The 20696-nt window shown below is 54.8% G+C and carries 18 protein-coding genes; 5 read left to right on the top strand and 13 right to left on the bottom strand.

Translation table 11 applies throughout. From position 1 onward, the window contains the following. The 6 genes from mutL to KQX66_RS15530 form a co-directional block, all read right to left on the bottom strand. Positions 1 to 1156 (bottom strand): DNA mismatch repair endonuclease MutL (gene mutL, locus KQX66_RS15555; RefSeq protein ID WP_216793749.1); only part of this gene is annotated, 1156 nt, incomplete at its 3' end. 87 nt (positions 1157 to 1243) lie between these two features. Further along, positions 1244 to 2692 (bottom strand): S41 family peptidase, encoded by a 1449-nt coding sequence (locus KQX66_RS15550; RefSeq protein WP_216793748.1) that lies wholly within the window; start codon positions 2690 to 2692, stop codon positions 1244 to 1246. A gap of 34 nt (positions 2693 to 2726) precedes the next feature. Then, the gene (gene mutS, locus KQX66_RS15545) at positions 2727 to 5519 is read right to left on the bottom strand and encodes a DNA mismatch repair protein MutS (RefSeq protein WP_216793747.1); all 2793 of its coding nucleotides are present in this window, start codon (positions 5517 to 5519) and stop codon (positions 2727 to 2729) included. Positions 5520 to 5709: 190 nt separating this feature from the next. Continuing rightward, a complete protein-coding gene (locus tag KQX66_RS15540) occupies positions 5710 to 7185 on the bottom strand; it encodes a putative amidoligase domain-containing protein (protein WP_216793746.1) in 1476 nt (491 codons plus the stop codon). A gap of 148 nt (positions 7186 to 7333) precedes the next feature. Beyond that, positions 7334 to 7900, bottom strand: coding sequence for an outer spore coat protein CotE (locus KQX66_RS15535; protein ID WP_216793745.1), 567 nt, complete (start codon positions 7898 to 7900; stop codon positions 7334 to 7336). Between the two features lie 309 nt (positions 7901 to 8209). Further along, a complete protein-coding gene (locus KQX66_RS15530) occupies positions 8210 to 8386 on the bottom strand; it encodes a hypothetical protein (protein ID WP_157261680.1) in 177 nt (58 codons plus the stop codon). Positions 8387 to 8530: 144 nt separating this feature from the next. Between KQX66_RS15530 and KQX66_RS15525 the strand changes: the two genes are divergently transcribed. From KQX66_RS15525 to KQX66_RS15510, 4 genes are read left to right on the top strand one after another with little or no spacing between them, the layout of a single operon-like run. Continuing rightward, the gene (locus KQX66_RS15525) at positions 8531 to 9061 is read left to right on the top strand and encodes a TlpA family protein disulfide reductase (RefSeq protein WP_216793744.1); all 531 of its coding nucleotides are present in this window, start codon (positions 8531 to 8533) and stop codon (positions 9059 to 9061) included. 24 nt (positions 9062 to 9085) lie between these two features. Continuing rightward, positions 9086 to 10867 (top strand): ABC transporter ATP-binding protein, encoded by a 1782-nt coding sequence (locus tag KQX66_RS15520; RefSeq protein ID WP_216793743.1) that lies wholly within the window; start codon positions 9086 to 9088, stop codon positions 10865 to 10867. A 23-nt stretch (positions 10868 to 10890) separates the two neighbouring features. Further along, a complete protein-coding gene (locus KQX66_RS15515) occupies positions 10891 to 11478 on the top strand; it encodes a MauE/DoxX family redox-associated membrane protein (RefSeq protein WP_216793742.1) in 588 nt (195 codons plus the stop codon). A gap of 14 nt (positions 11479 to 11492) precedes the next feature. Continuing rightward, on the top strand, positions 11493 to 12086 hold the full coding sequence (locus tag KQX66_RS15510; RefSeq protein WP_216793741.1) for a TlpA family protein disulfide reductase: 594 nt from the start codon (positions 11493 to 11495) through the stop codon (positions 12084 to 12086). A 47-nt stretch (positions 12087 to 12133) separates the two neighbouring features. Here the strand turns inward: KQX66_RS15510 and KQX66_RS15505 are convergent, their stop codons facing one another. The 6 genes from KQX66_RS15505 to KQX66_RS15480 form a co-directional block, all read right to left on the bottom strand. Continuing rightward, entirely contained in the window at positions 12134 to 13099 is a 966-nt protein-coding gene (locus KQX66_RS15505) for an aromatic acid exporter family protein (RefSeq protein ID WP_216793740.1), read from the bottom strand. A gap of 198 nt (positions 13100 to 13297) precedes the next feature. Continuing rightward, positions 13298 to 14254 carry an ABC transporter permease gene (locus tag KQX66_RS15500; RefSeq protein ID WP_253957172.1) on the bottom strand — a complete coding sequence of 319 codons (957 nt, stop codon included), beginning with the start codon at positions 14252 to 14254 and terminating at the stop codon, positions 13298 to 13300. Continuing rightward, positions 14235 to 15035, bottom strand: coding sequence for an ABC transporter ATP-binding protein (locus KQX66_RS15495; protein ID WP_216793739.1), 801 nt, complete (start codon positions 15033 to 15035; stop codon positions 14235 to 14237). The genes KQX66_RS15500 and KQX66_RS15495 overlap by 20 nt, the downstream gene beginning before the upstream one ends. Before the next feature lie 79 nt (positions 15036 to 15114). Then, positions 15115 to 16140 carry an ABC transporter substrate-binding protein gene (locus KQX66_RS15490; protein WP_216793738.1) on the bottom strand — a complete coding sequence of 342 codons (1026 nt, stop codon included), beginning with the start codon at positions 16138 to 16140 and terminating at the stop codon, positions 15115 to 15117. A 173-nt stretch (positions 16141 to 16313) separates the two neighbouring features. After that, the gene (locus KQX66_RS15485) at positions 16314 to 17885 is read right to left on the bottom strand and encodes an FAD-dependent oxidoreductase (RefSeq protein ID WP_216793737.1); all 1572 of its coding nucleotides are present in this window, start codon (positions 17883 to 17885) and stop codon (positions 16314 to 16316) included. Between the two features lie 135 nt (positions 17886 to 18020). After that, positions 18021 to 19541, bottom strand: coding sequence for a carboxypeptidase M32 (locus KQX66_RS15480; RefSeq protein ID WP_216793736.1), 1521 nt, complete (start codon positions 19539 to 19541; stop codon positions 18021 to 18023). 108 nt (positions 19542 to 19649) lie between these two features. Between KQX66_RS15480 and KQX66_RS15475 the strand changes: the two genes are divergently transcribed. After that, positions 19650 to 19994, top strand: coding sequence for an iron-sulfur cluster biosynthesis family protein (locus KQX66_RS15475; protein WP_216793735.1), 345 nt, complete (start codon positions 19650 to 19652; stop codon positions 19992 to 19994). Between the two features lie 43 nt (positions 19995 to 20037). Here KQX66_RS15475 and KQX66_RS15470 read toward each other — a convergent pair whose 3' ends face one another. Beyond that, positions 20038 to 20595 (bottom strand): beta-class carbonic anhydrase, encoded by a 558-nt coding sequence (locus KQX66_RS15470; protein ID WP_063180382.1) that lies wholly within the window; start codon positions 20593 to 20595, stop codon positions 20038 to 20040. Positions 20596 to 20696 lie beyond the last annotated feature (101 nt).

The following is a 20696-nucleotide window of genomic DNA, read 5'->3' as shown; positions in this document are numbered from 1 at the left end:
GCGCCGGCGCGCTCCAGCGCTCCGCGGGAGCGGCTGCGCCCGGCAGCCGCGATCCGGCCGCCGACGCTTGCGTTTGCGGCGCCTGCGGCCGGTACAGCTCCAGCTGCTCCTGCACGACCGCCTCCTGCGGCCGCTTGGCCGCCGGCATGCTAGCGGCCGGGATCAGCCGCTGCTTCCCGAGCGTCTCTCGCACCTCGCGCTCGACGAGCTGCATCAGCTCCGGCTCCTTGCTGAAGCGCACCTCCAGCTTCGCCGGATGGACGTTGACGTCGATCAACGTCGGGTCCATCTGCACATGCAGCACCGCAACCGGGAACCGGTTAATCGGCAGCAGCGTGTGGTAACCTTGCAGCAGCGCCTGTACCATCGGATAGTTCCGGATGTAACGACCGTTGATTACCGTCGAGATGCCGCCGCGGTTGGCCCGGGTCAGCTCCGGCTTGGCGATAAAGCCATCCAGCCGGTAGTCGAGCGTTTCTCCGCGAATGGGCAGCATGTTCTTGGCAACGCTCGTGCCGTATATCGCCGCAATCGCCTGCAGCAAATCGCCGTTGCCGAGCGTTTGCACCAGCGTATGTCCGTTATGCTTCAGCGTAAAGGCGATCCCGGGATGCGCGAGCGCGAGCCGATATATATAATCGGTGACGTGTCCGAGCTCCGTCTGGATCGTCTTCATATATTTTAGACGCGCAGGCGTGTTGTAAAACAGCTCCCGCACCGCAATATCCGTTCCCCGGGGAGCCGTTGCTTCCGTCTTCGCGCGGACGGTACCGCCCTCGATGACAAAACGGCAGCCGAGTCCACTCGTATCCGGCGCGGTCAGGCATTCCACCTTCGAGACGGCGGCGATACTCGGCAGCGCCTCGCCCCGGAAGCCGAGCGTGCGGATCGCAAACAAATCCTGCGTGCTCGCAATTTTGCTTGTCGCATGACGGAAGAAAGCCGTCTCGCAATCGTCCGGGTCCATGCCGGAGCCATTATCGGTGACGCGGATCAGCTCCAGCCCGCCTTCCTCGATCGCAACGTCGATTCTCGTGCTTCCGGCGTCGATCGCGTTCTCCACCAATTCCTTCACGACGGAGGACGGACGCTCGACCACCTCGCCCGCCGCGATCTGGTTCGCAATATGTTCGTCTAAAATGTTTATTTTACCCATAAACAGGTCTCCTTAAAAGTCCGGCCAATCAAAGCCGATACGTGCGGATCATGATTCCGGACACTGCCTGTCCCGCATAGCGAAGTATCAGTTGGCGCCCAGCGTCAACGTTTTGCCGTCGTCCTTCCAGCTCAAGCCGTTAAAGGCTGCGGCCGTCTGCGCTACGCTAAGGTAGCCCGTACCGTTCTTGAGCACGAAATCGGACGCAGCCGGCGTATACGAAGTTTTGGCGTCCCCTGCCACGAGTTGAACCGACTTTGAGGCTTCGTTCCATTCGACGCTCGCGCCCAGAAGAGCTGCCAGCACCCGAACCGGAACATACGTTTGCCCATTCTCGCGAATAACGTCGAACGTGTCCTGCGCTTCCGTACCGTTCACCGTCGCGCTGTGCCGGTCGAGCGTCAGGTCGATCCGGCTGGCGCCCGCGGCGCGAATCGCCGTCAGCAGCTGCGCCATCGCGCCTTCGACTTTTTTATCCGGCTCAAGGCCAACTTGGTTCACCTTGCGCAGCTTGGGCGTCAAATACTCCTCGATCGTCACTTTGATCGCGCCACCCGATTTCAGCGGTATGACGTTTTGTACGCTTCCTTTGCCGAACGTTTTCGTGCCGATCGCCGTAATTGCGCCGTAGTCCTGCAGCGCTCCCGTCAGCACCTCCGAGGCGCTTGCGCTGTTCCCGTTCACCAGGAAAAAAACCGGAAACGGCTGCGTCGTCCCGTTCGCGAATTCGACCGGTTGGTCAACTCCGTTGCGGTCCCGCGTATGAATGAGCGTTCCCTGCTTGACGAACAAGCGGGCAAGCTGCTGCGCGGTTTCGAGCAAACCGCCAGGATTGTCGCGAAGGTCGACGATCAGACTTTGGATACCTTGCGCTTTAAGTTCGCTCAGCTCCTTGCTGACCAGTTCGTCGGCATCGCTGGAGAAGCTGGCGATTTCGATATATCCGACGTTTTGGAACCGTTTGGCGACAACCGTCGGAATCTGCACCTTTTTCCGTTTGACGGTCAATTCTTTCGTTTGCCCGTCGCGCAATACCTGCAAGCAGACTTCCGTATCGACCGGTCCCAATATTTTGGACGTTACTTCGTCGATCTTTTTGCCGGCCGCCGTTTCGTCGCCGACCTTCACGATGATGTCGCCCCGGAGCATCCCGGCTTCCTTCGCCGGAGAACCGGCGAATACGTCCGCAACGTATACACCTTCCTCCTCCATGCCTACCCGCACGCCAATGCCGACATATTGATTTTGGACCGCATCCTCGAACGATTGCAGCTGCTCCGCCGTGAAATATTGCGTATAAGGGTCCCCCAGCGACTCTACCATCGCCCGGATGCCCGTTTCGGAGAGCTTGTCCGCCTTCGGCCCGCTTACATGGTTTTTCTCCAGCGCGTCCAGCACTTCGGCGATCCGATCGGCAGCAGCCGACTTCGCGTCAGCGGCAAGCACCGGCGAAGCGGCAGGAATCAGCAGAGTTAATGCCAGCATCGCCGAGACGGTTTGCCTGCGCCATTTTGGTAATTTTTTGAATTTATTCATCGATTGTTCCTCTTCTCGAAGTGATGAGTATGACTTAATTAGGCAGCTGTTTCTTCAGCTCGTACAAAAAATTCATCGCCGTCATCGGCGTCATGTTCATTAAATCGGCCGAGCGCAGCTGCTCCAGCACTTTATCTGCTTTGGCGTCGCGCTTGGACAGCTTCTCGGGCTTCGCTTCGTGGACGGCAAACAAGCTGAGCTGCACGATGTCCCCTACCTCTGGCTCCTTCGTTGCCGCGTCCAGCCGCTCCGCTTGAAGCTGAACGGCCGGGACGGCGGCTTCGACGGTGTAACGGACGGACGCTTGTGCATCCGGCGCAGAGGCCTCCGCGATCGTCTCCGCTCCGTTCGACGCCTCTTTCTCGGGCTGTCCGCCGCCTTGCTCGTTCGCGCTGCCGGCCGCCGGTTGCAGCCGGCCTTGCAGCAGCTCCGTTCGCGATTCGAACGTATGCAGCAGCTCGTAAGAGCGTTCGATGATGCTGGCGGGCAGGCCGGCGATTTGCGCGCAATAGATGCCGTAGCTCGTGCTTGCGGCCCCGCGGATCAGGCGGCGCAGGAACGTGACCTGCTTGCCGCTCTCCTTGACCGCCATGCAGTAATTGCGCAGGCCGCCGAGGCTTTCCTCCAGATGCGCCAGCTCGTGAAAATGCGTCGAGACAAGCGTTTTGCAGCCGATTTTATCGTGCAGAAATTCGATGACCGCCTGCGCGATCGACATCCCTTCTCCGGTCGAGGTGCCCCGGCCCAGCTCGTCGATAATGACCAAGCTTCGCTCCGTCGCTTTTTCGGTCATCACTTGAATGTCCATCATCTCGACCATAAATGTACTCTGACCGCCGATCAGATCGTCCGCCGCCCCGATGCGCGTGAAAATGCGGTCGATCACCGGCACTTTCGCCCGCTTCGCCGGAACGAAGCAGCCGATCTGCGCCATCAGGCATATCATCGCCACCTGACGCATGTACGTGCTTTTCCCGGCCATGTTCGGTCCGGTGATCAGCAGCATGTTGCCGTCTTCTCGGGTCAGCTTCGTCTCGTTGGCGATGAATACGCCGTCCTCCAGCACGGCTTCCACAACCGGGTGACGTCCCTCTTCGATTTCCAACTCATAAAAGTCGCCGATTTCCGGGCGGGTAAACCGGTTCGAGGCGCTCACGTGTGCGAGCGACTGGTACACGTCCACCGTCGCGATCAGCTCGGCCAGCTGTTGCAGCCGTGGAATATACGAAGCGAGCTGGTCCCGCAGTCCCACGAACAGCTCGTATTCGAGATCGACCATGCTTTCCTGCGCTTCGAGGATCAACGCTTCCTTCTCTTTCAGCTCCGGCGTCACGAACCGCTCGGCGTTGGCCAGCGTCTGTTTCCGCTCGTACCGGCCTTCCTCGAGCTGGGCCAAATTCGACTTGGTCACTTCGATAAAATAGCCGAACACTTTGTTGAAGCCGATCTTCAGCGATTTGATGCCCGTCCGCTCCCGCTCCTGCTTCTCCAGCTCGGCAAGCCACTGCTTGCCGTTCGCGCTCGCTTCGCGCAATTGGTCGAGGCGGGCGCTGAGTCCGGCCCGGATCATGCCTCCGTCGCGGACGGAGACGGGCGGCTCGTCCACGATCGCTTCCGCAATCCACGTCATCAAATCCTGGCACGGGTCGATCCGCGCCGCCAAAGCCGCAAGCGTACGGGAGCCGCTCGCTTCGCATTGCTCACGGAGCGCAGGTACCTGCTGCAGCGACACCTTGAGCGCGACCAAGTCGCGCGCGTTGGCGCTGCCGTACGCGATGCGCGCCGTAAGACGCTCCAGGTCGTACACTTCCTTGAGCGCCTGCTTCAGCTCGTCGCGCACGATCAGCTGGTTGTACAGCCGGTCCACCGCTTCCAGACGATCGTTGATGTGCGCCGCATTCATCAGCGGCTTCTCGATCCAGCGCCGGAGCAGCCGCCCGCCCATCGCCGTGACGGTATTGTCCAGCAGCCAGAGCAGCGTCCCTTTCTTGGAGCGGTCGCGGACCGTCTCCACCAGCTCCAGATTACGGCGTGTGAACGGGTCCATCACCATATACTGATTCGGTTCGTATACCCGGATATGCTTGATATGCGATAACGAACGCTTTTGCGTCTCCTGCAAGTAGCCCATCAAAAGCGCGAGCGTTTCCCGGCCGCCTTCCGGCAAGGACGCCAGCTGCTTCTCCGAGAACAGCCCTTCCGGCGCCATGCCGCCTCCGGATCCGGGCTCGCGCGGTGTCATTACCGCGGTTTTCAGCCAAGCGGACGCGCTGCCCCGGATTTGCTCCAGCACCGCCTCGCTACCGAGGAGCTCCGAAGGACTGTAAGTGTTCAACTCGTCGAGCAGCAGCTCGAACGAACCCGAAAGCCGCGTCACATACAGCTCGCCGGTGGAAATGTCGCAAGCGGCAAAGCCGTATCCGCCGCCGGAGAAGACGACCGCGACGATATAGTTGTTCACCGTCTCGCTGAGCGAACGGGCATCCATCACCGTTCCCGGCGTCACGATCCGGACAATTTCCCGGCGTACGACGCCTTTGGCTTCCGCAGGGTCCTCGACCTGCTCGCAAATGGCGACTTTGTACCCTTTTTCAATCAAGCGCGCAATATAATTTTCCGCCGAATGGTAAGGCACCCCGCACATCGGGATGCGCTCTTCCCCGCCGCCCTCGCGGCCGGTCAGCGTAATTTCGAGTTCCCGCGCAGCCAGAAGCGCGTCATCGAAAAACATTTCATAGAAATCGCCCAACCGGAAAAACAAAAAGGCGTCCGGCACCTCCGCCTTTACAGAAAGATATTGTTCGATCATTGGCGTATATTTGGCCATTCTTCATCCTCCAACTGCCTGCTTGCGTCTTCACGTCCGCCTTGTCGAATCCAGCCCCTGGACGGGCCGACAGGAAAGCGGAAGTTACGACATGCCGGTCCCAATCGGCCGACACGTTTCGCTGCCATATGTATCATGTTAACCTACCATTTTATCATTATAGCACGAATTGCTAGAGAACTCCCAACCTCTATCGGAAGGGAGAGATTTTCCACTTGGGACGGATATCCTCGCGCTCGTTCCATGATTTCATGCGGAGCATCATGCGCCGAAGCGGCAGCAAATAGCTCTCATACCGCCCATACTCCGGTATTCTCTCCAAATCTCTCCAGAGCGAAGGCAGGAGCAGCCGGATGCGTTCCTTATCGCCGCGGTAATACGCCTTCACAACTTCCGGGTCGGACAAAGGCCGCTGCTTCAGCGCGCGGTCGTTCCCGGCCACCAGCTTTGCCAGCGCCAGCACGCCCTTCGTCACAGCGGGCGATACCATCCAGCTCGGCAGCACGCGGTATTCGAAACCGCCGTACTTCTTACGGCGGAAGTCGCCGAGAAATCCGTACCGCGGCTTGCGCGCCCCCGTCGTCTCCCCCTCTAGCAGCGTCAGCGGCAGCGCCATATAGTTGTCCAGCGCGCGCAGAAGCCTGCTGCTCAGCTCTACGCCGCTGAAATGAATATGGCCTCCCAGCGGAAAACCGCGGACCGGCATGCCGCCCGCCACCCAGATCAATTCGGCATCGGAGATGCGTTTGGCCGCAAGCTGCATCGTCCGGTGCAAATGAATGACCAGCTCGCGCACATCCGTGCTTGGCTGCGGACGCAGCTCGGCAAGCGCGAATATTTTTCTGCGGCCGGGCAGGACGATCGAATCACAGCCGAACGGCCCGTCCTTCTCCGCGAACCGGGAGGCAAGCGTCACCTTCCCCTGCCGGTTAAGCAGCAGAAACTCCGGGTCCGCGCCCAGCATGACATCCCCGCGTTTCGCGGCCGTCTCTTCTTCCGGCGGCTCGCCGAATCGGTTCATCGCTTCCGCGAACAGCTCGGCCAGCCGCGGAGTCAAGTGAGGCACCGCCTCCACGCCGCGCACCGCGAGACTGCCGTCCGGCCTAACCCCGATCCGTACGACGCCGTAATCGAGCCCGAGCGCATAGACCGCTTTTACCGCTTCGCGCATCGCTTTGGCGCCGTAATAGCTCGGTTGCTCCCGCCCGATTTCCGCATAATCGGCTTCATCCCCTTCGCGCGCAGCTATGCTCCCTCCGGCCCGGCCCCCGTAAAACACGGTCTGCGGCTTATGGAACAAGGAGAGCGCCTGCAGATGAAACACCGGTACGACGAACCGATGCGACCAACGGTTGTTCTGACGGCGTACTCCGCCGCTCGCGCGCTCCGTTTGTCTTGCGTCGCCGGCCTCCTGTATCCCGAAGACGCAATCGATCCCGTGCAGCTCCAGCACCTCCGACGCACGGCGCGCGTTCGCTGCCAGCAGCATGCTTTTCACCGGCTGCAGCACTTCTCTGTCACCGCGGTCCGGATGATAGGTACCCCAATGGATCGTAACGATCGGCTCTTCGTTTCCTTCAGGCGCTTTCGTTCCGTGCGGAATGCGGAGCCGCTCCAGCAGCAGGTCGAGCGTCGGTTCGCCGGAATGCAGCAAAAATACGTGCATCTCTGATCCCTCCCTTCAGAATTTAAGCATTGTTCGCGGCTTATGCATGGCCCGTTCCTGGGGCAAAAAATAATTTGGGTTCAGCCAACAAAAAAGAGGGCAACCGCCCTCTCCAACCTGCAATCGTTCGGCATATATTAACAACAAATCAGTTCAATTCCTCATCAAGCAGATCGGGATCGAGATATTCAAAATCGCCATCCTCCACACCGCCGAAGTCCACGTGCTTGTCGTCGTATTCGTCGCAGCCGTTCGGGCAGACGACGACGCACACTTTCGTTTCGGCGAACATTTCAACCTTGAATTCCCGCTCGACGCGGATCAGCACGTTATCTCCGTGCGAGGAGATGCTGGCTTCCACGCAGTTCGGTTCTTGCGTTGCGACCGCCGCCACTTCGGCCGTCGACGGTTTATGCTTCTTATCGAGGTAGTGGAGCGGCACCACTTCCACATAAGAAACGGTTTCTTTCGCAACATCCGTTTTGGTATTCCGGTCGTACGAATACCAAATGTTGATGTCGTAAGTACCTACCACTTCCACATTTTCCCCCGACTTTACCGCATCGTATTGGTTGTTGATAATCCAAGCACCCAGAATACTGGTCGGAGCATGAGGCGGAGTGACCGTGTTAGTTACTTGCGAAAATTTACGTCCTTTGCCACAGACAGCCTTCGTATAGATCTCTCTGCACTGCAAATCTTTATCTAATGACATCCTTCTAACCTCCTCCATACAATCATTCATTACATTTGTATGCAGGACATAGGCGAATGTTGATTAATTGAGCGTATGAAAAATGATAACGTCTTGAAATTCTTTTAAAGAACACAGACTCCTTTAAAGAATCGTTCATAAAATTGGAGAAAAGAGCGCCACTGTAAAAAGGATTGAACCGCTGGTTCAATCCTTTTTACAATAGACCGCATTTCGACGGTTGCCCGCTACTTTTCTTATCTTTCAAAATGCAAAACGATACAAAATTTCGCGTTCATACCGCGGATGAAATTACATTCGACAACCAAGTTATTTGCAGCAGCTAACACCAATCGGACTTGAGGGATTTAGTCTTGCTTTCGTTACTCCATCAAGAAGGCACCCTACAAAAGTAAAACAAATATCCGGGGCCTTTGCTTGTGCCGCAGCTTGTCCCTCGGCGGTTTTGGAGTCGACACCAATAAGTTTAGAGAATTTGTCCATCATTTCAATATACCTCCCATTAAAGTAAATTTATTACAATATTATCATATTTCAATATTCCATTATTGTAAATACTTGTATTATATTTTTCTATTTAGTATACTATTTTTTATATAAAAAAGTATTTATTTAAAAGGATGGTATTATATGTATTTTATTTTTTTACTTTCCTTTGCTATCTTTCTATTTTTTCTGCAGTTTTATTCCTATCTCAAGTGCAAAAATGCAGTAACCCATTTCGCGGATCAATTCGTTTCAATGACATTTCTCAAGCTGAAAAATTTTCTTGGCGTAAACCTGAGAAGCTATTTTCCGTTCCCAGCCGGATTCGGCCAGACTCCGGCCATCGTCATGTTTGCTTCCCCTTCCTGCGACATCTGCCATTTCGAACTGGAAAATATTCTTGCGCAGAAACGAAAAGCAGACTTTTCGATTCCGATTCTTTGTTTTGTGGAACGGGAGGATCGCAACTATGATAACTTCATTCAGGAATTTAGCAATCAACTCCCTCTGATCCCTGCCGATAAGGAAACTCTGGTAGAATTACAAATTTCAAGTTTTCCCAGCCTTTTTATCATAGACTCTAACGGTGTTATTCGTTATCCCGGTCATTTTTTCAAAGAAATATTAAGCGTACTGCAGGATAGGCGGAAAATGGCGAGATACCGCATCCAGTAAATAAGTGGAAGGTGCAGGTTGACGATGGCAAAAGCAATTGGAAATCTAATCCGGTTTGTTTGGACATATGGGAAGGGCTTGCTTGTTCTGACCTTCACATTAACGGTTTTATTAGGGATTATGCCGATCATCATGCTTTGGCTGTCCAAGGAAACCATCAATGAAGTAGCCCGCTTAATTCAGCATCCCTCAACGGATTATTCCACAATCCTTTTACTGCTGCTGCTTCAATTTATGGTCACCATGCTGACATCCGTTTTCATGAATATCCAAGAATATTTGAACGGAAAGCTCACCAACGTGTTGGAGCACGCAGCGCAATCATCCGTTCTTCAAAAGGTGATCTCCGCGCCGCTTTTCTATTTCGATCTCCCTGAGTTTTACAACCATCTGGAGAGGGTAAACGACGGCCCGGGCCACCGTTTGCTCTCTCCGCTCCGTCAAGCTTTTGAAATCGGCAGAATTTTTATAACGATTTCCGGCTATCTGGTATTTTTGCTCACCGTTCATTGGAGTTTGGTTCTTCTAAGCTTGTTAGCCGCTATCCCCATGTTTTTAATTCAAATGAAGTATGGAAAGAGGAACTTTTGGCTAAAGCTTGGCCTAACCCCTCTAATCCGCGACATGGAATATACCCGTTCTCTGTTAAAGGATCGGCATTCCGTCAAAGAAATCCGTTTATTTGGCCTTGGTCCCTACTTGCTAAACAGGTGGTCGGAAGCTTTCTCCCATCAATTTACGGAGATTTTAACAATATTGCGAAAGCAGCAGCGGGCGGAAATCGGGATGGACGGGCTTACTGCCTTATTCTACTCCGGAGCCGCTATGATCATGATTTGGCTGATTCAGACTACCCCCATACAAATCGGACAATTCGTAGCCATTGGACAAGCGGTACAGGGAACCCAAGGACTGACCAACCAGCTATCGACTTTGCTGGCAAAGGTCTTTGAGGAGATGCTTTATGCGAATGACTTTTTCCGTTTCCTCGATTACAAACATCCCGAGTCCGAGAACCAAACGAAAGGAACCGAGCCATTCCCGGCGCCTTTACAGAAAGGGATTACGCTGGAAAATGTCACTTTTTCCTATGTGGATACAACGACCTCCGCATTGCAAAATATTCAGCTCCATATCAAGCCAGGGGAAAAAATCGCGATTGTGGGAGAGAACGGCTCTGGCAAGTCTACCCTGGTGAAATGTTTGATGGGATTGTACCCACTGGAAAAAGGAGACATTCGATTCGACGACGTCAGTATCCGTCAATTGGCTCAGGACCAATTGCACAAACATATGACGGTCATTTTTCAAGATTTTTTAAAATATGCGTACACCCTGCGTGATAACATCGGATTCGGGGATATTACCCGTTTGGAGGATATCGATGCGATGAAAGAAGTGGCGGCAACGACGGGAGTCGCCGAAATCGCGCAAAATTTACGAGAAGGCTACGCAACCTTCCTCGGCCGTTTTTTGCAGGAAGGGGAAGACCTCTCCGGAGGCCAATGGCAAAAAATCGCCTTGGCTCGCGCCTTGTTCCGGCAGGGCACCATCATTATATTGGACGAGCCGACAGCGGCGCTTGATCCGTTAACGGAATTGGAAGTATATAAACTGGTCCGGGACTTAACGGAAAGCAAAACGACGATATTTATATCTCATCGCATGGCCGCCGCCAGAATGGCGGACCGGATCATCGTTATGGAGAACGGCAGGATTGCAGAATCCGGAACCCACGATGAACTTATGGCATCGAACGGGATGTATGCACGGATGTATGAATCCCAAGCTCAATGGTATGCGTAAGCGTTAGAAAGCTGGTGATGTTGATGGAAGCGTTGTCCGTAATTTGCCGAATTTTTTTAGCGATCGTATTTATCAGTTCGGGGGTTTCTTCCCTTCGTTACTGGCATGCTCATATTGGAATTATTAAAGATTACAGGCTTGTGCCTGAACCATGGGTTCGATGGTTTGCCATACTTGAACATACCATAAAATGGCTAACCGGTATTTCTCTTCTTCTCGGAATATACAGCTCCCTTGCCGCATTAATCGGAAGCGGGCTGCTTCTGATGTACAGTATCGCCCTTGCGATTAACCTGCTTCGCGGCAGAAAAGAACTCTCATGCGGATGCGGGGGGCTTGCGGGAAACCATTCAATATCATGGAAGCTCGTTTGGCGAAATTTCTTTTTAATGGCTATGTGTCTATGTGTCTATCGCGTAACGGCTTCGTACGGGAGTTTATTGTCGGTCATCGGCGGAGAAAGCCTATCGCGCATATACGGCACAGAGTATTGGATGATGGTTGTAACGGCGCTGTTATCGGCGCTGCTGTTTTCGATCTTTAACGAATTATTCGTCATCCGTAAGAAAATGAAAGAATTGTTAGCGAAGGAGCGTCAGCAATCAAGTTAAAAGGGGATTAAAAAATGGAAAATTTCATGTACTGGTCCATCATAGCCCTGTGGGTGTTCGTACTCCTGCAATTTATTGTTATTTTCATGCTGACCAAACTGGTCGCTCAGTTCTTAAACAAATTACAGATAAAAGAAACAAGCGTTAGCAAGAGGGAACTTCAGGCAGGCGATAAAGCTCCCCTGTTTACATATCTTGGCGCAAATGGAGATAGCATCGAGTTTCCAAGAAGAGATACCGTCCCTACGTTGGCTTTATTTACAGCGGAAGGATGTCCATTCTGCAAAAAAATACTTGCCGAACTCGCAGATATGCAGGAGCGGTATCCATTGATAAGGATCGTAGTTTTTACTACAGTTGATGAAAAAGAGCTGGATATACATGATAACCATACGGTGGAATACGCCCATACCAAGGATGCATTTACCTTATATGAAATCAAGGAAGTGCCTGCTGCCGTACTGATCGACACCGAAGGAATGATCGCAGTGAAGGCTGCTCTCGCCAGCTATAAGCACCTGCGGAAGCTGGTAGACGAATATTTCTCAGGCGAGAAAAGCAAAGATTCAGCTATGCAACAGAAAGCGTTAGATATGGGCAACGTGTAAATGAGAGTCTTTTCCAAAGCGGGTTAGATCATCGCCTCCGTCGAGCATCAAGCCCTCCCCAGCGGTTCCTCCACAGGCCGCTTTTCTTTTTTGGCGACGGACAAGTACATTTTCAGCTCTTCTACCAGCTGCAATAGCGCGGCGCGAACCTCGAATTCTTCCCGCGTAGCCGGCAGCGGCATGTACCGGAATTGCTGCTCCAGCTCGTTCAGCTTTTTCTCGCTCCGTCCCGTATAATGGGCTACCTTGACATCCTCCGTCAGCCCGTCGAACACCAGAGCTAACAGCTCGCCGTGCGGCAGCGTCTGGTAGATACGGGCGACGAGCTGCACCATTCGCTGGATCGCGTCCAGCTGCCTTTCCCTCATGTAAAAGTAAACCGACCAATTGGGTCCGCCGGCGAACAAATTGTTCTCATTCGCCCGCTGGGCGACCTGAATCGCCTTGCGGATCGCATCGTCCGCCTCCAGCAGCTCCGCGCCGCTCCATATGTATTCGTTATCTCGCAGATGGTGCGAGAGTTCCAAAAATATTTGCGAGAAAAGCTGCTCCACCCGCTGCTTGTATTCCTGCAACAGCTTGTCCTCTCTGGGCATATAGCCTATGTTGATCAGCGTCGCCGTGCCGAGCCCGACAAGGAGCAGGGCGATCTCGTTCAGCAGCAGCTCCGCGCTGACCTGGCCGGAGGCGAAGACATGGAACATGACAACCGAGCCGGTAACGATGCCTTCCTTCAGCTTTAACCGGCTCAAGATCGGGTACAGCACCAAAATAAAGACGCCGATCACCCACACATGAAAGCCCAGTGCCCAAAACAGCCCTGCGCCGAAAAACAAACCGACAATCGAGGCTGCAATGCGCTGAAACGACGTCTGAAGTCCTCTCTTTTTCGTTACGTCTACGCCTAACACCGCGAGCAGCCCCGCCGAGAGGGGGGACTGCAATCCGAGCGTCTGCGCCAAGAAAATGGATACAATAACCGCCAGCGCGGTTTTGATGACTCGAAATCCCATAGGCTGCGTTCCTCGCTTCGACAACTGGTCGTTGAATTCGTCTATACATTAATGTACCCACATCTTACCGTTTTTCGACAAAATCCTCAACGAGTAAAGCTCGTTTGTCGATAATCTTTTATTTTTTGTGCTGCAACAGAGATGGAACCCGGAGTCAGATCCCCGCTTTCCGAAACAGGAATCTGACCTTCGGGTTCATTATTCCCGACCGCCTCGATTTCTCCCCGTCAGTTTCCCTTCTAAATAGACAACGGCTTGATACATGAAGGTCGCAACCACGGCAATCAGAAGTACGCTGCCGATCACAAGCGTAAAGTTGAACACCTGAAAGCCATAGATGATCAAATAGCCCAGCCCTTCCTTGGAAACGAGAAACTCGCCGACGATGACGCCGACCCAGGAAAGCCCTACGTTCACTTTAAGCGTCGAAACGATGGTCGGATACGAGGCGGGCAGAATCACCTTACGGAAAATCGTGCTCCGGTTCCCCCCGAAAATCCGTACCACTTTGAGCAGATTCGGGTCCACCTCGCGGAAGCTGTTATATACGACCAGAATCGTAATGATTACAGTGATCGAGAGCGTTGTCGCGATGATCGACAGCATGCCCGGGCCGAGCGCGACGATAAACAAAGGTCCGAGCGCTACCTTGGGCAGGCTGTTCAGCACGACGATATACGGATCGAGCACGCGGGAGAGAAACGGCGAATACCAGATGAGCGCAGCGATTGAGGTGCCAAGAAGCGTGCCGAGCACGAAGCCGACGATCGTCTCCCACACGGTCGTCCATGTATGCACAAGCAGCGTACCGTCCGCCGTTTTCTCAACCAGCAGTCCCCACACGCGCGTCGGAGAGCTGAAGAGAAGCCCGTCAATCCACTGCAAACGACTCGCCGCTTCCCAGCCCGCGAAAAACAAGATCAGCAGCGCCAGTTGGGTCAGGCGCACGGATGTCGTCAGCTTGCGCTCGCTCCGGCGAAACTCCGCGTACACTTGCCGGGCCAAGCTTTCGGATCGTGCTGATCCTGACGTTAAACCATAGGCCGTTGCAGCAGCTTTCTCCTGCGTCCGTTCGAACGGTACGCCGGCTCCTTCAACAGCCGTATACGCCAGCCCCCCGTCTTCCTTCGCCTCCTCATGTTTCCGCCGGTCCATGTCCCCCGCCTCCTTTCCCGTCCATCTGCTCGAACCTCCCCCACAGCTCGCGGAACAACTCGTGAAAGCCCCCAACCTCGCGGGCATGCAGCGGCTGGGCTTCCCGAATCGCCTCCGGCACTATGACCTCGGTCAGCACGCGTCCGGGATTCGGCTGGAGCACCACAATGCGGTCGCTCATGGCAATCGCTTCGGTGATGTCGTGTGTGACAAGTACGGCGGTCTTGCCGCGAGCCTTCAAGGTCGCCGAGATCAAGTCCTCCAGTTGGAGCTTGGTCTGGTAATCCAGAGCCGAGAACGGTTCATCCAGCAGCAGGATGTCCGGTTCCGCCGCAAGCGTCCGCACTAGCGCGACCCGTTGGCGCATGCCGCCGGACAACTGGTGCGGATAACGGTCGGCATATCCGCCAAGCCCCATTTCGTCCAGCAAATCCAGCACATATTGGCGGGAGGCGGCATTCAATCGTCCAAGCAATTCGAGACCGATCGAGGCGTTCTCGAAGATCGTCCGCCAAGGAAATAAATAATCCTGCTGGAGCATATATCCGACTTTTGGAGTCGGTTTTTGAATCGGTTCGCCCAGCACCCGCACCGTTCCCGAAGTCGGCGTCAGCAAACCGCTGATTAGCGACAGCACAGTCGTCTTCCCGCAGCCGCTCGGGCCGATGAGGCTGACGAATTCGCCCGGCGCGATCGCGAGCTGCACACCCTGCAGCGCAACGTACGCGCCTTTGCGGTTAACATATACTTGTGAAACGCCGTCCAGCTCCACGGCATACATACGGCCACCCCTCCTTGTGCGCTTAGCCTAAACCCCCGAAGCGCCGAAGCGCCCTCATTGACCATAACGGCTGCCGGCACTACTTGACATTTTGCTTCGCTTTTTCGGCAAATTGATTGTTGACGAGCGTGTTGAAATCGGTGCGCTTCTTGAGCTCCCCGGCCGCTTCCATCACATCCTGCAGGTTGTTCCACTCCTGTTCGTCGACGATGCCGTCGGCGGCAAACGAGCCTTGGTCCTTGTAGCGCTTGATTACGCTGCGGACGATATCTTTTTCCGTATCCTGAAAGTAGGGGGTGATGGCCGCCGCAATGTCGTCCACACTGCTTTGCTGCACCCAGTTTTGCGCTTTTTGCACGGCATTGGCGAATTTCTGGACCGTATCCGCATTCTTGTCAATGTAGCTCTTTTTCGCCATAAATACCGTATAAGGCAGCTTGCCGCTCTCCACCCCGAAGGAAGCGACGACGTAGCCTTTGCCCTGCTTCTCGAACATCGATGCCTGAGGCTCGAACAGCTGTACGTAGTCCCCCGTGCCTGAAGCGAAGGCGGTCGGGATGTTGGCGAACTCCACATTCTGGAGCAGGTTCAAATCGTTCTGCGGATGGATGCTGTGCTTCTTCAGCGTAAATTCGCCGGCCATCTGAGGCATCCCGCCTTTTCGTTGACCGAGGAAAATCGAGCCCTTCAGCTTGTTCCAATCGAACGAGCCTTCGGGCGGCTTGCGCGCCACGAGAAACGTTCCGTCGGTTTGCGTCAATTGCGAGAAGTTGACGACCGGGTCGCCCGTACCTTGCTGATACACGTATATCGACGTCTCGGAGCCGACCAGCGCGACATCGATCCCGCCCGACAGAAGTGTCGTCATCGTTTTATCCCCGCCGAAGGTCGTCGTCAGCTCGATATCGAGCCCCTGCTCTGAGAAAAATCCTTTCTCCACCGCCACATATTCCGGTGCATAGAAAATCGACCGGGTCACCTCGCCGATCCGGACCTTTATCCGCTCCCCGCTATTCTTCAGACCGCAGCCTGCGAGCGTCGCGCACATCGCAAGCACCAGCACAAGCATAAGCGCCGCCGCTCTCCCCAGACGCCTTCTATTCATAGGCCAGTCCCTCCCTGTCAGCGTCTTAACGCATGACGATCTTTAGATACGACAGCATATGAACGCGCCTAGAAAATGGTGAGAGCGGATGTCTGCAGAAGCCGAAAAAAGGCCGCTTCCACGGAAGATCCGCGGAAACAGCCTCGATACAGCATTCGATTGTATAAAGTTCGTTAAACGGCGGTTATTTTCGGCCACGCCAATTCAAAGCCTTGATTGACAAGCGCGTTCTGGAACGCTTCGAGCTTGGCCGGCGTATTTCGCACTTCGCGGGGCTGGTAGCCGTTTTGCAGGCAGAAGGCGGCCAGCGCCCCTGCGGCTTCCCCAATGTTCCACTCCACGGGATGCAAACGGAAGCAGCCGTTCGTAATATGCGTCGTGCCGAGATTTTTGCAGGCCGGAAGCAGGTTTTCGAGCCGGACCGGGATCAGACTGCCAAGCGGGATCTGGAACGGCAGCGACGAGATGTCGAGATAATTGCGGCCCGTCATGCTGGGATGCAGGTCGATCCGGTAGCAGCCGACTCCGACGGAATCCGGGAACGGCGTCGCCCCCTGCTCGCCGCGCACCGCTGCGCTTACATGCTGCTCCAGCACGGTGAACTCCGCGCGAATGCGTCTGGATTCCCGGATGTACGGATATTTTGCCAATCCGTCCTCCGTACCGACTACATCCGGCCGCAGCCGCAGACCGGGATAACCAGCCCCTCCGTCCGGACGGGGAGCTTCCGTCTGCAGCCAGTACAGGAGCGACAAGCTGAGCTGCTTCGCCTGCCGCGCATGCTTCTGCGCTTCATCCGGTCTCACGTCGTACACGTTGCCGAGCCAATAATCGTTCTGCGACCAATTCACTACCGTGATGTCGCTCGGAAACGTACCGGGCGCGAAATTTGCTTTGTCGACGATTCGCCGGTAGTAAAACAGCGAATATTTATTCGTACCCCAAAACAACGTGTCCTCCACAGGCTTCAAGGTGACCGGATCAGGCGATACCCAGCTCAACTGCTTGTCCGGCCAAAAATCGGCCTTGTAGTTTCGCCAGAAGCTGTAATCCTTCGGTTTATCGATGACATGGTTCTCGCCTTCCTTGTAATCCATGGCGAAACAATGGGTAAACGCCTGAATGTCCCGCGGATCGGGAGCGCCGTCCAGCGCATGGGGCTCTTCCGTCTGCCGCTTGGATTCGGCACCCGTTACATATTCCGCGCAGGTCAGAGGAAGCAGTTCGCCCGTCTCGGTCGCATCCAAAATATACGCGGCACGAATTGTATGCCGGTGGCCCGTCTCCCCGATCACGGTAACCGACCGGACGCGATCGCCGTCCATCTCGGCCGCAACGGGCCGGTGCCGGGTCATGATGACGAGCTTGCCGCTGTGCACGTAGGGGGCCAGCATGTCTTGCAGAACGGCCAAATAGGCTCTCGGCTCCGCACCAAGCCGGCTCACGCCGCCGTTACCGGGATTCAAGTAATAGACCGCACGCGCCTCTGCCGTCAGCGGAAATCTTGTCTTATAATAGGCCCGCACCCCGTCGCGAAATTCGCGATAGTTGCGGGTGCAGCCGAATTGTTCGATCCAGCGGTGCTCGTCGGGAGGGACGGCCTGACTGGTCAGCTGTCCGCCGATCCAATCCGTCTCCTCGGTAAGAATGACCTGTCTGCCCATTCGGGCTGCCGCCAATGCGGCCGCGCAGCCTCCGACACCTCCGCCGATAATGGCAATGTCCGCTTGAAGTTCCTTGTGCATACACTGTCGCCTCCTTGTCGTCTGTTCCCTTCGGATGAACCAAAAATCGTCTTACATAAGAATAGACTGGAAAAACACCCAAAAGGTTACATACGAGGCCATAAAAAAAACGGGGACCGTGTCCCCGCAGCCGGATTAAAGCTTATAAATGTCGGAATATTTCAAGCGCAAATAATCGACCAAGTAGGACGGATTCAGCTCCTCACCCGTCACCCGGGTAATGATTTCCGTCGGCGTCTGGCTTTTGCCGTATTGATAAATTTTATCCGCCAGCCAAGCCTTGATCGGAATCAGGTTGCCCTCGCGAACCAGCTCGTCCACGTTGCCGAGCTCCTGCTCCAGCGTGCGTTTGATTTGCGCGGCGTACATGTTGCCGAGCGCGTACGACGGGAAGTAGCCGAACAGGCCGCCCGACCAGTGCACGTCCTGTAGCACACCTTCGCCGTTATCGGAAGGCACGATGCCGAGGTACTCCCGGTATTTCTCGTTCCACACCTCAGGCAGGTCGGCGACTTTCACAGCTCCGCTGAAGAGCGCCTTCTCGATTTCATAACGCACCATAATGTGCAGGTTGTACGTCAGCTCGTCGGCTTCGATACGGATGAGAGACGGCTTCACCTCGTTCGTGGCGCGGTAAAAATCTTCAACGCTCACCTTGTCGAACTGGCCGGCGTAATTTTTTTGCAGTTCAGGGAAGTAACGGTTCCAGAACGGGCGGCTGCGTCCGATCATATTTTCCCAGAAGCGCGACTGCGATTCGTGGATGCCCATCGACGTACCCGTGCACAGCGGCGTGCCGAGCAAGTCCATCGAAATGTTCTGCTCATAGAGCGCGTGCCCTCCCTCGTGGATCGTACCGAACAACGCGCTGTTCACGTCGTTCAGCAGGTAGCGCGTCGTAATCCGCACGTCGCCCGGGTTCAGACCGGTCGCAAACGGATGGACGGTTTCGTCCAAGCGTCCTGCTTCGAAATCGTAGCCCATCTGTTCCAATATGTATAAGCTGAACTTCTTTTGCTTGTCCTTGTCGAACGTCTGCTTCAAAAAGCCGGTTTCCGGCTTATGAGCCGACTCCTGAATCGCCGACAGCAACGGAACGACCTGCTCGCGCAGCGCGCCGAACACTTGATCCAGCTTCTCTACGGTCATGCCCGGCTCGTAAGCATCAAGCAGCGTGTTGTACTTGTGTCCTTCGTAGCCCCACAGGTCGATGAACTGCAGATTCATATCGACGATTTTCTCCAAGTACGGCTGGAAGCCCGGAAAATCGGCCTGATGCTTCGCATCTTCCCAAGCCGATTCCGCCTGTGAGGTAAGCACCACATATTCCTGATACAGCTTCGGCGGAATTTTTTTGCTGCGGTCGTATTCCTTCTTGCATTCGCTTACAATTCGGCGGTCGATATCCGACAGCTCCGACTGTACTCCGGATGAAGTGAAGTGGTCCAAAAACGCGCCCATCTCGTCCGACACCGACATTTTGAACAGCTCGCCGGACAGCTCGCCGACGACTTCGGACCTTGCCGCAATGCCTTTCTTCGGCGCGCCTGTACGCATGTCCCAATAAATGAGTCCGACGGCTTCCTCATAGCTTTTCATCTTTTTCAGATATTGCTTGAATTCCGTCAATTTGGCTTCCAGATTTCCTGTCGACAACGGGCATTCCCCTTTCCAAAGATATACATTGATCATACTTCGTTCGCGAAGCAGAAGCAAATATCGCCAGAATGAGGTATGATAAAAAGGAAAGGAGTGTGACGTGAGATGCGAATCATCTTTACGGAAAGTGCGGTAACGGAAATCCGGCGCATCCTGGACCGGCAAGCGGGCGGTCGGCTGAAGCTTGTCTACGATGCGGAGGGCTGCGGGTGTGCGGTCAGCGGCGTGCCGACGCTGTGGATTACGGACGAGCCGGACCGGAACGATTTTATCATGGCGGGGGACCCGTTCGAAGTGCTGATGGACCGGAAGCATGAGGTCTTTTTCGAGGAAAATATGACGATCGACTATCAAGCGAGCGGATACTGCTTTGTCTTGAAAAGCAGCGGACAAATCTACAATGCGAACATGCGGCTGATCGACAAGCGGAACGCCGTCGCGAACCGGTGAGAAGGCATAATGGCCTTCTCACCTTTTTCGTTCCGGGAACGGCTTAGTAGCCGTTGACAATAACATCCAGCTTGCCGGTCGAAGGGTCGATGACCAGCCCGTGAACCGGGATGTCCGGTACGAGCGGATGGTTCTTGATAATATTCACGCTGCTTTTGACGCTTTCCTTGACATCTTCGAAGCCCCGCAGCCACCGTTCGAGGTTCAGGCCCGAATATTCCAGCGTCTTGAGCGTCTCCTCTTTAATCCCCCGCGCCACGAATTTCTCCTTCACGCGCTCCGGGTTCAAGTGGCTCATCCCGCAATCGTGATGGCCGACGACCAGCACTTCATCCGCACCCAGCTCGTAAATCGCCACGATAATACTGCGCATGATGCCGCCGAACGGAGTCGAGACGACGCCTCCGGCCGCTTTGATCATCTTCACGTCGCCGTTTTTGATATTCATGCTGGCCGGAAGCAGCTCAATAAGACGCGTATCCATGCAAGTAAGAATGACGAATTTCCGATCCGGAAATTTTGACGTTAAATAAGGCTCGTACTTTTGCTCCTCGACAAACGAGCGGTTGTACTCCATGATCTGGGATAGTAAATTCGGCATTCGCACTTCATCCTTCCTGTTCTAAAAAATAGACTGATGTTTTTTTTAAAATCTTATCTTTTTTTTCGCTATTTCACAAGAGACTGGTTTCCAGCGGTCCC

It is taken from the genome of Paenibacillus oleatilyticus, from assembly GCF_018998565.1.
In the GTDB taxonomy this organism is placed as follows: Bacteria; Bacillota; Bacilli; order Paenibacillales; family NBRC-103111; genus Paenibacillus_G; species Paenibacillus_G oleatilyticus.
The sequence above is the reverse complement of the archived record's forward strand: the minus strand, read 5'-3'. Positions and strand labels throughout refer to the sequence as shown.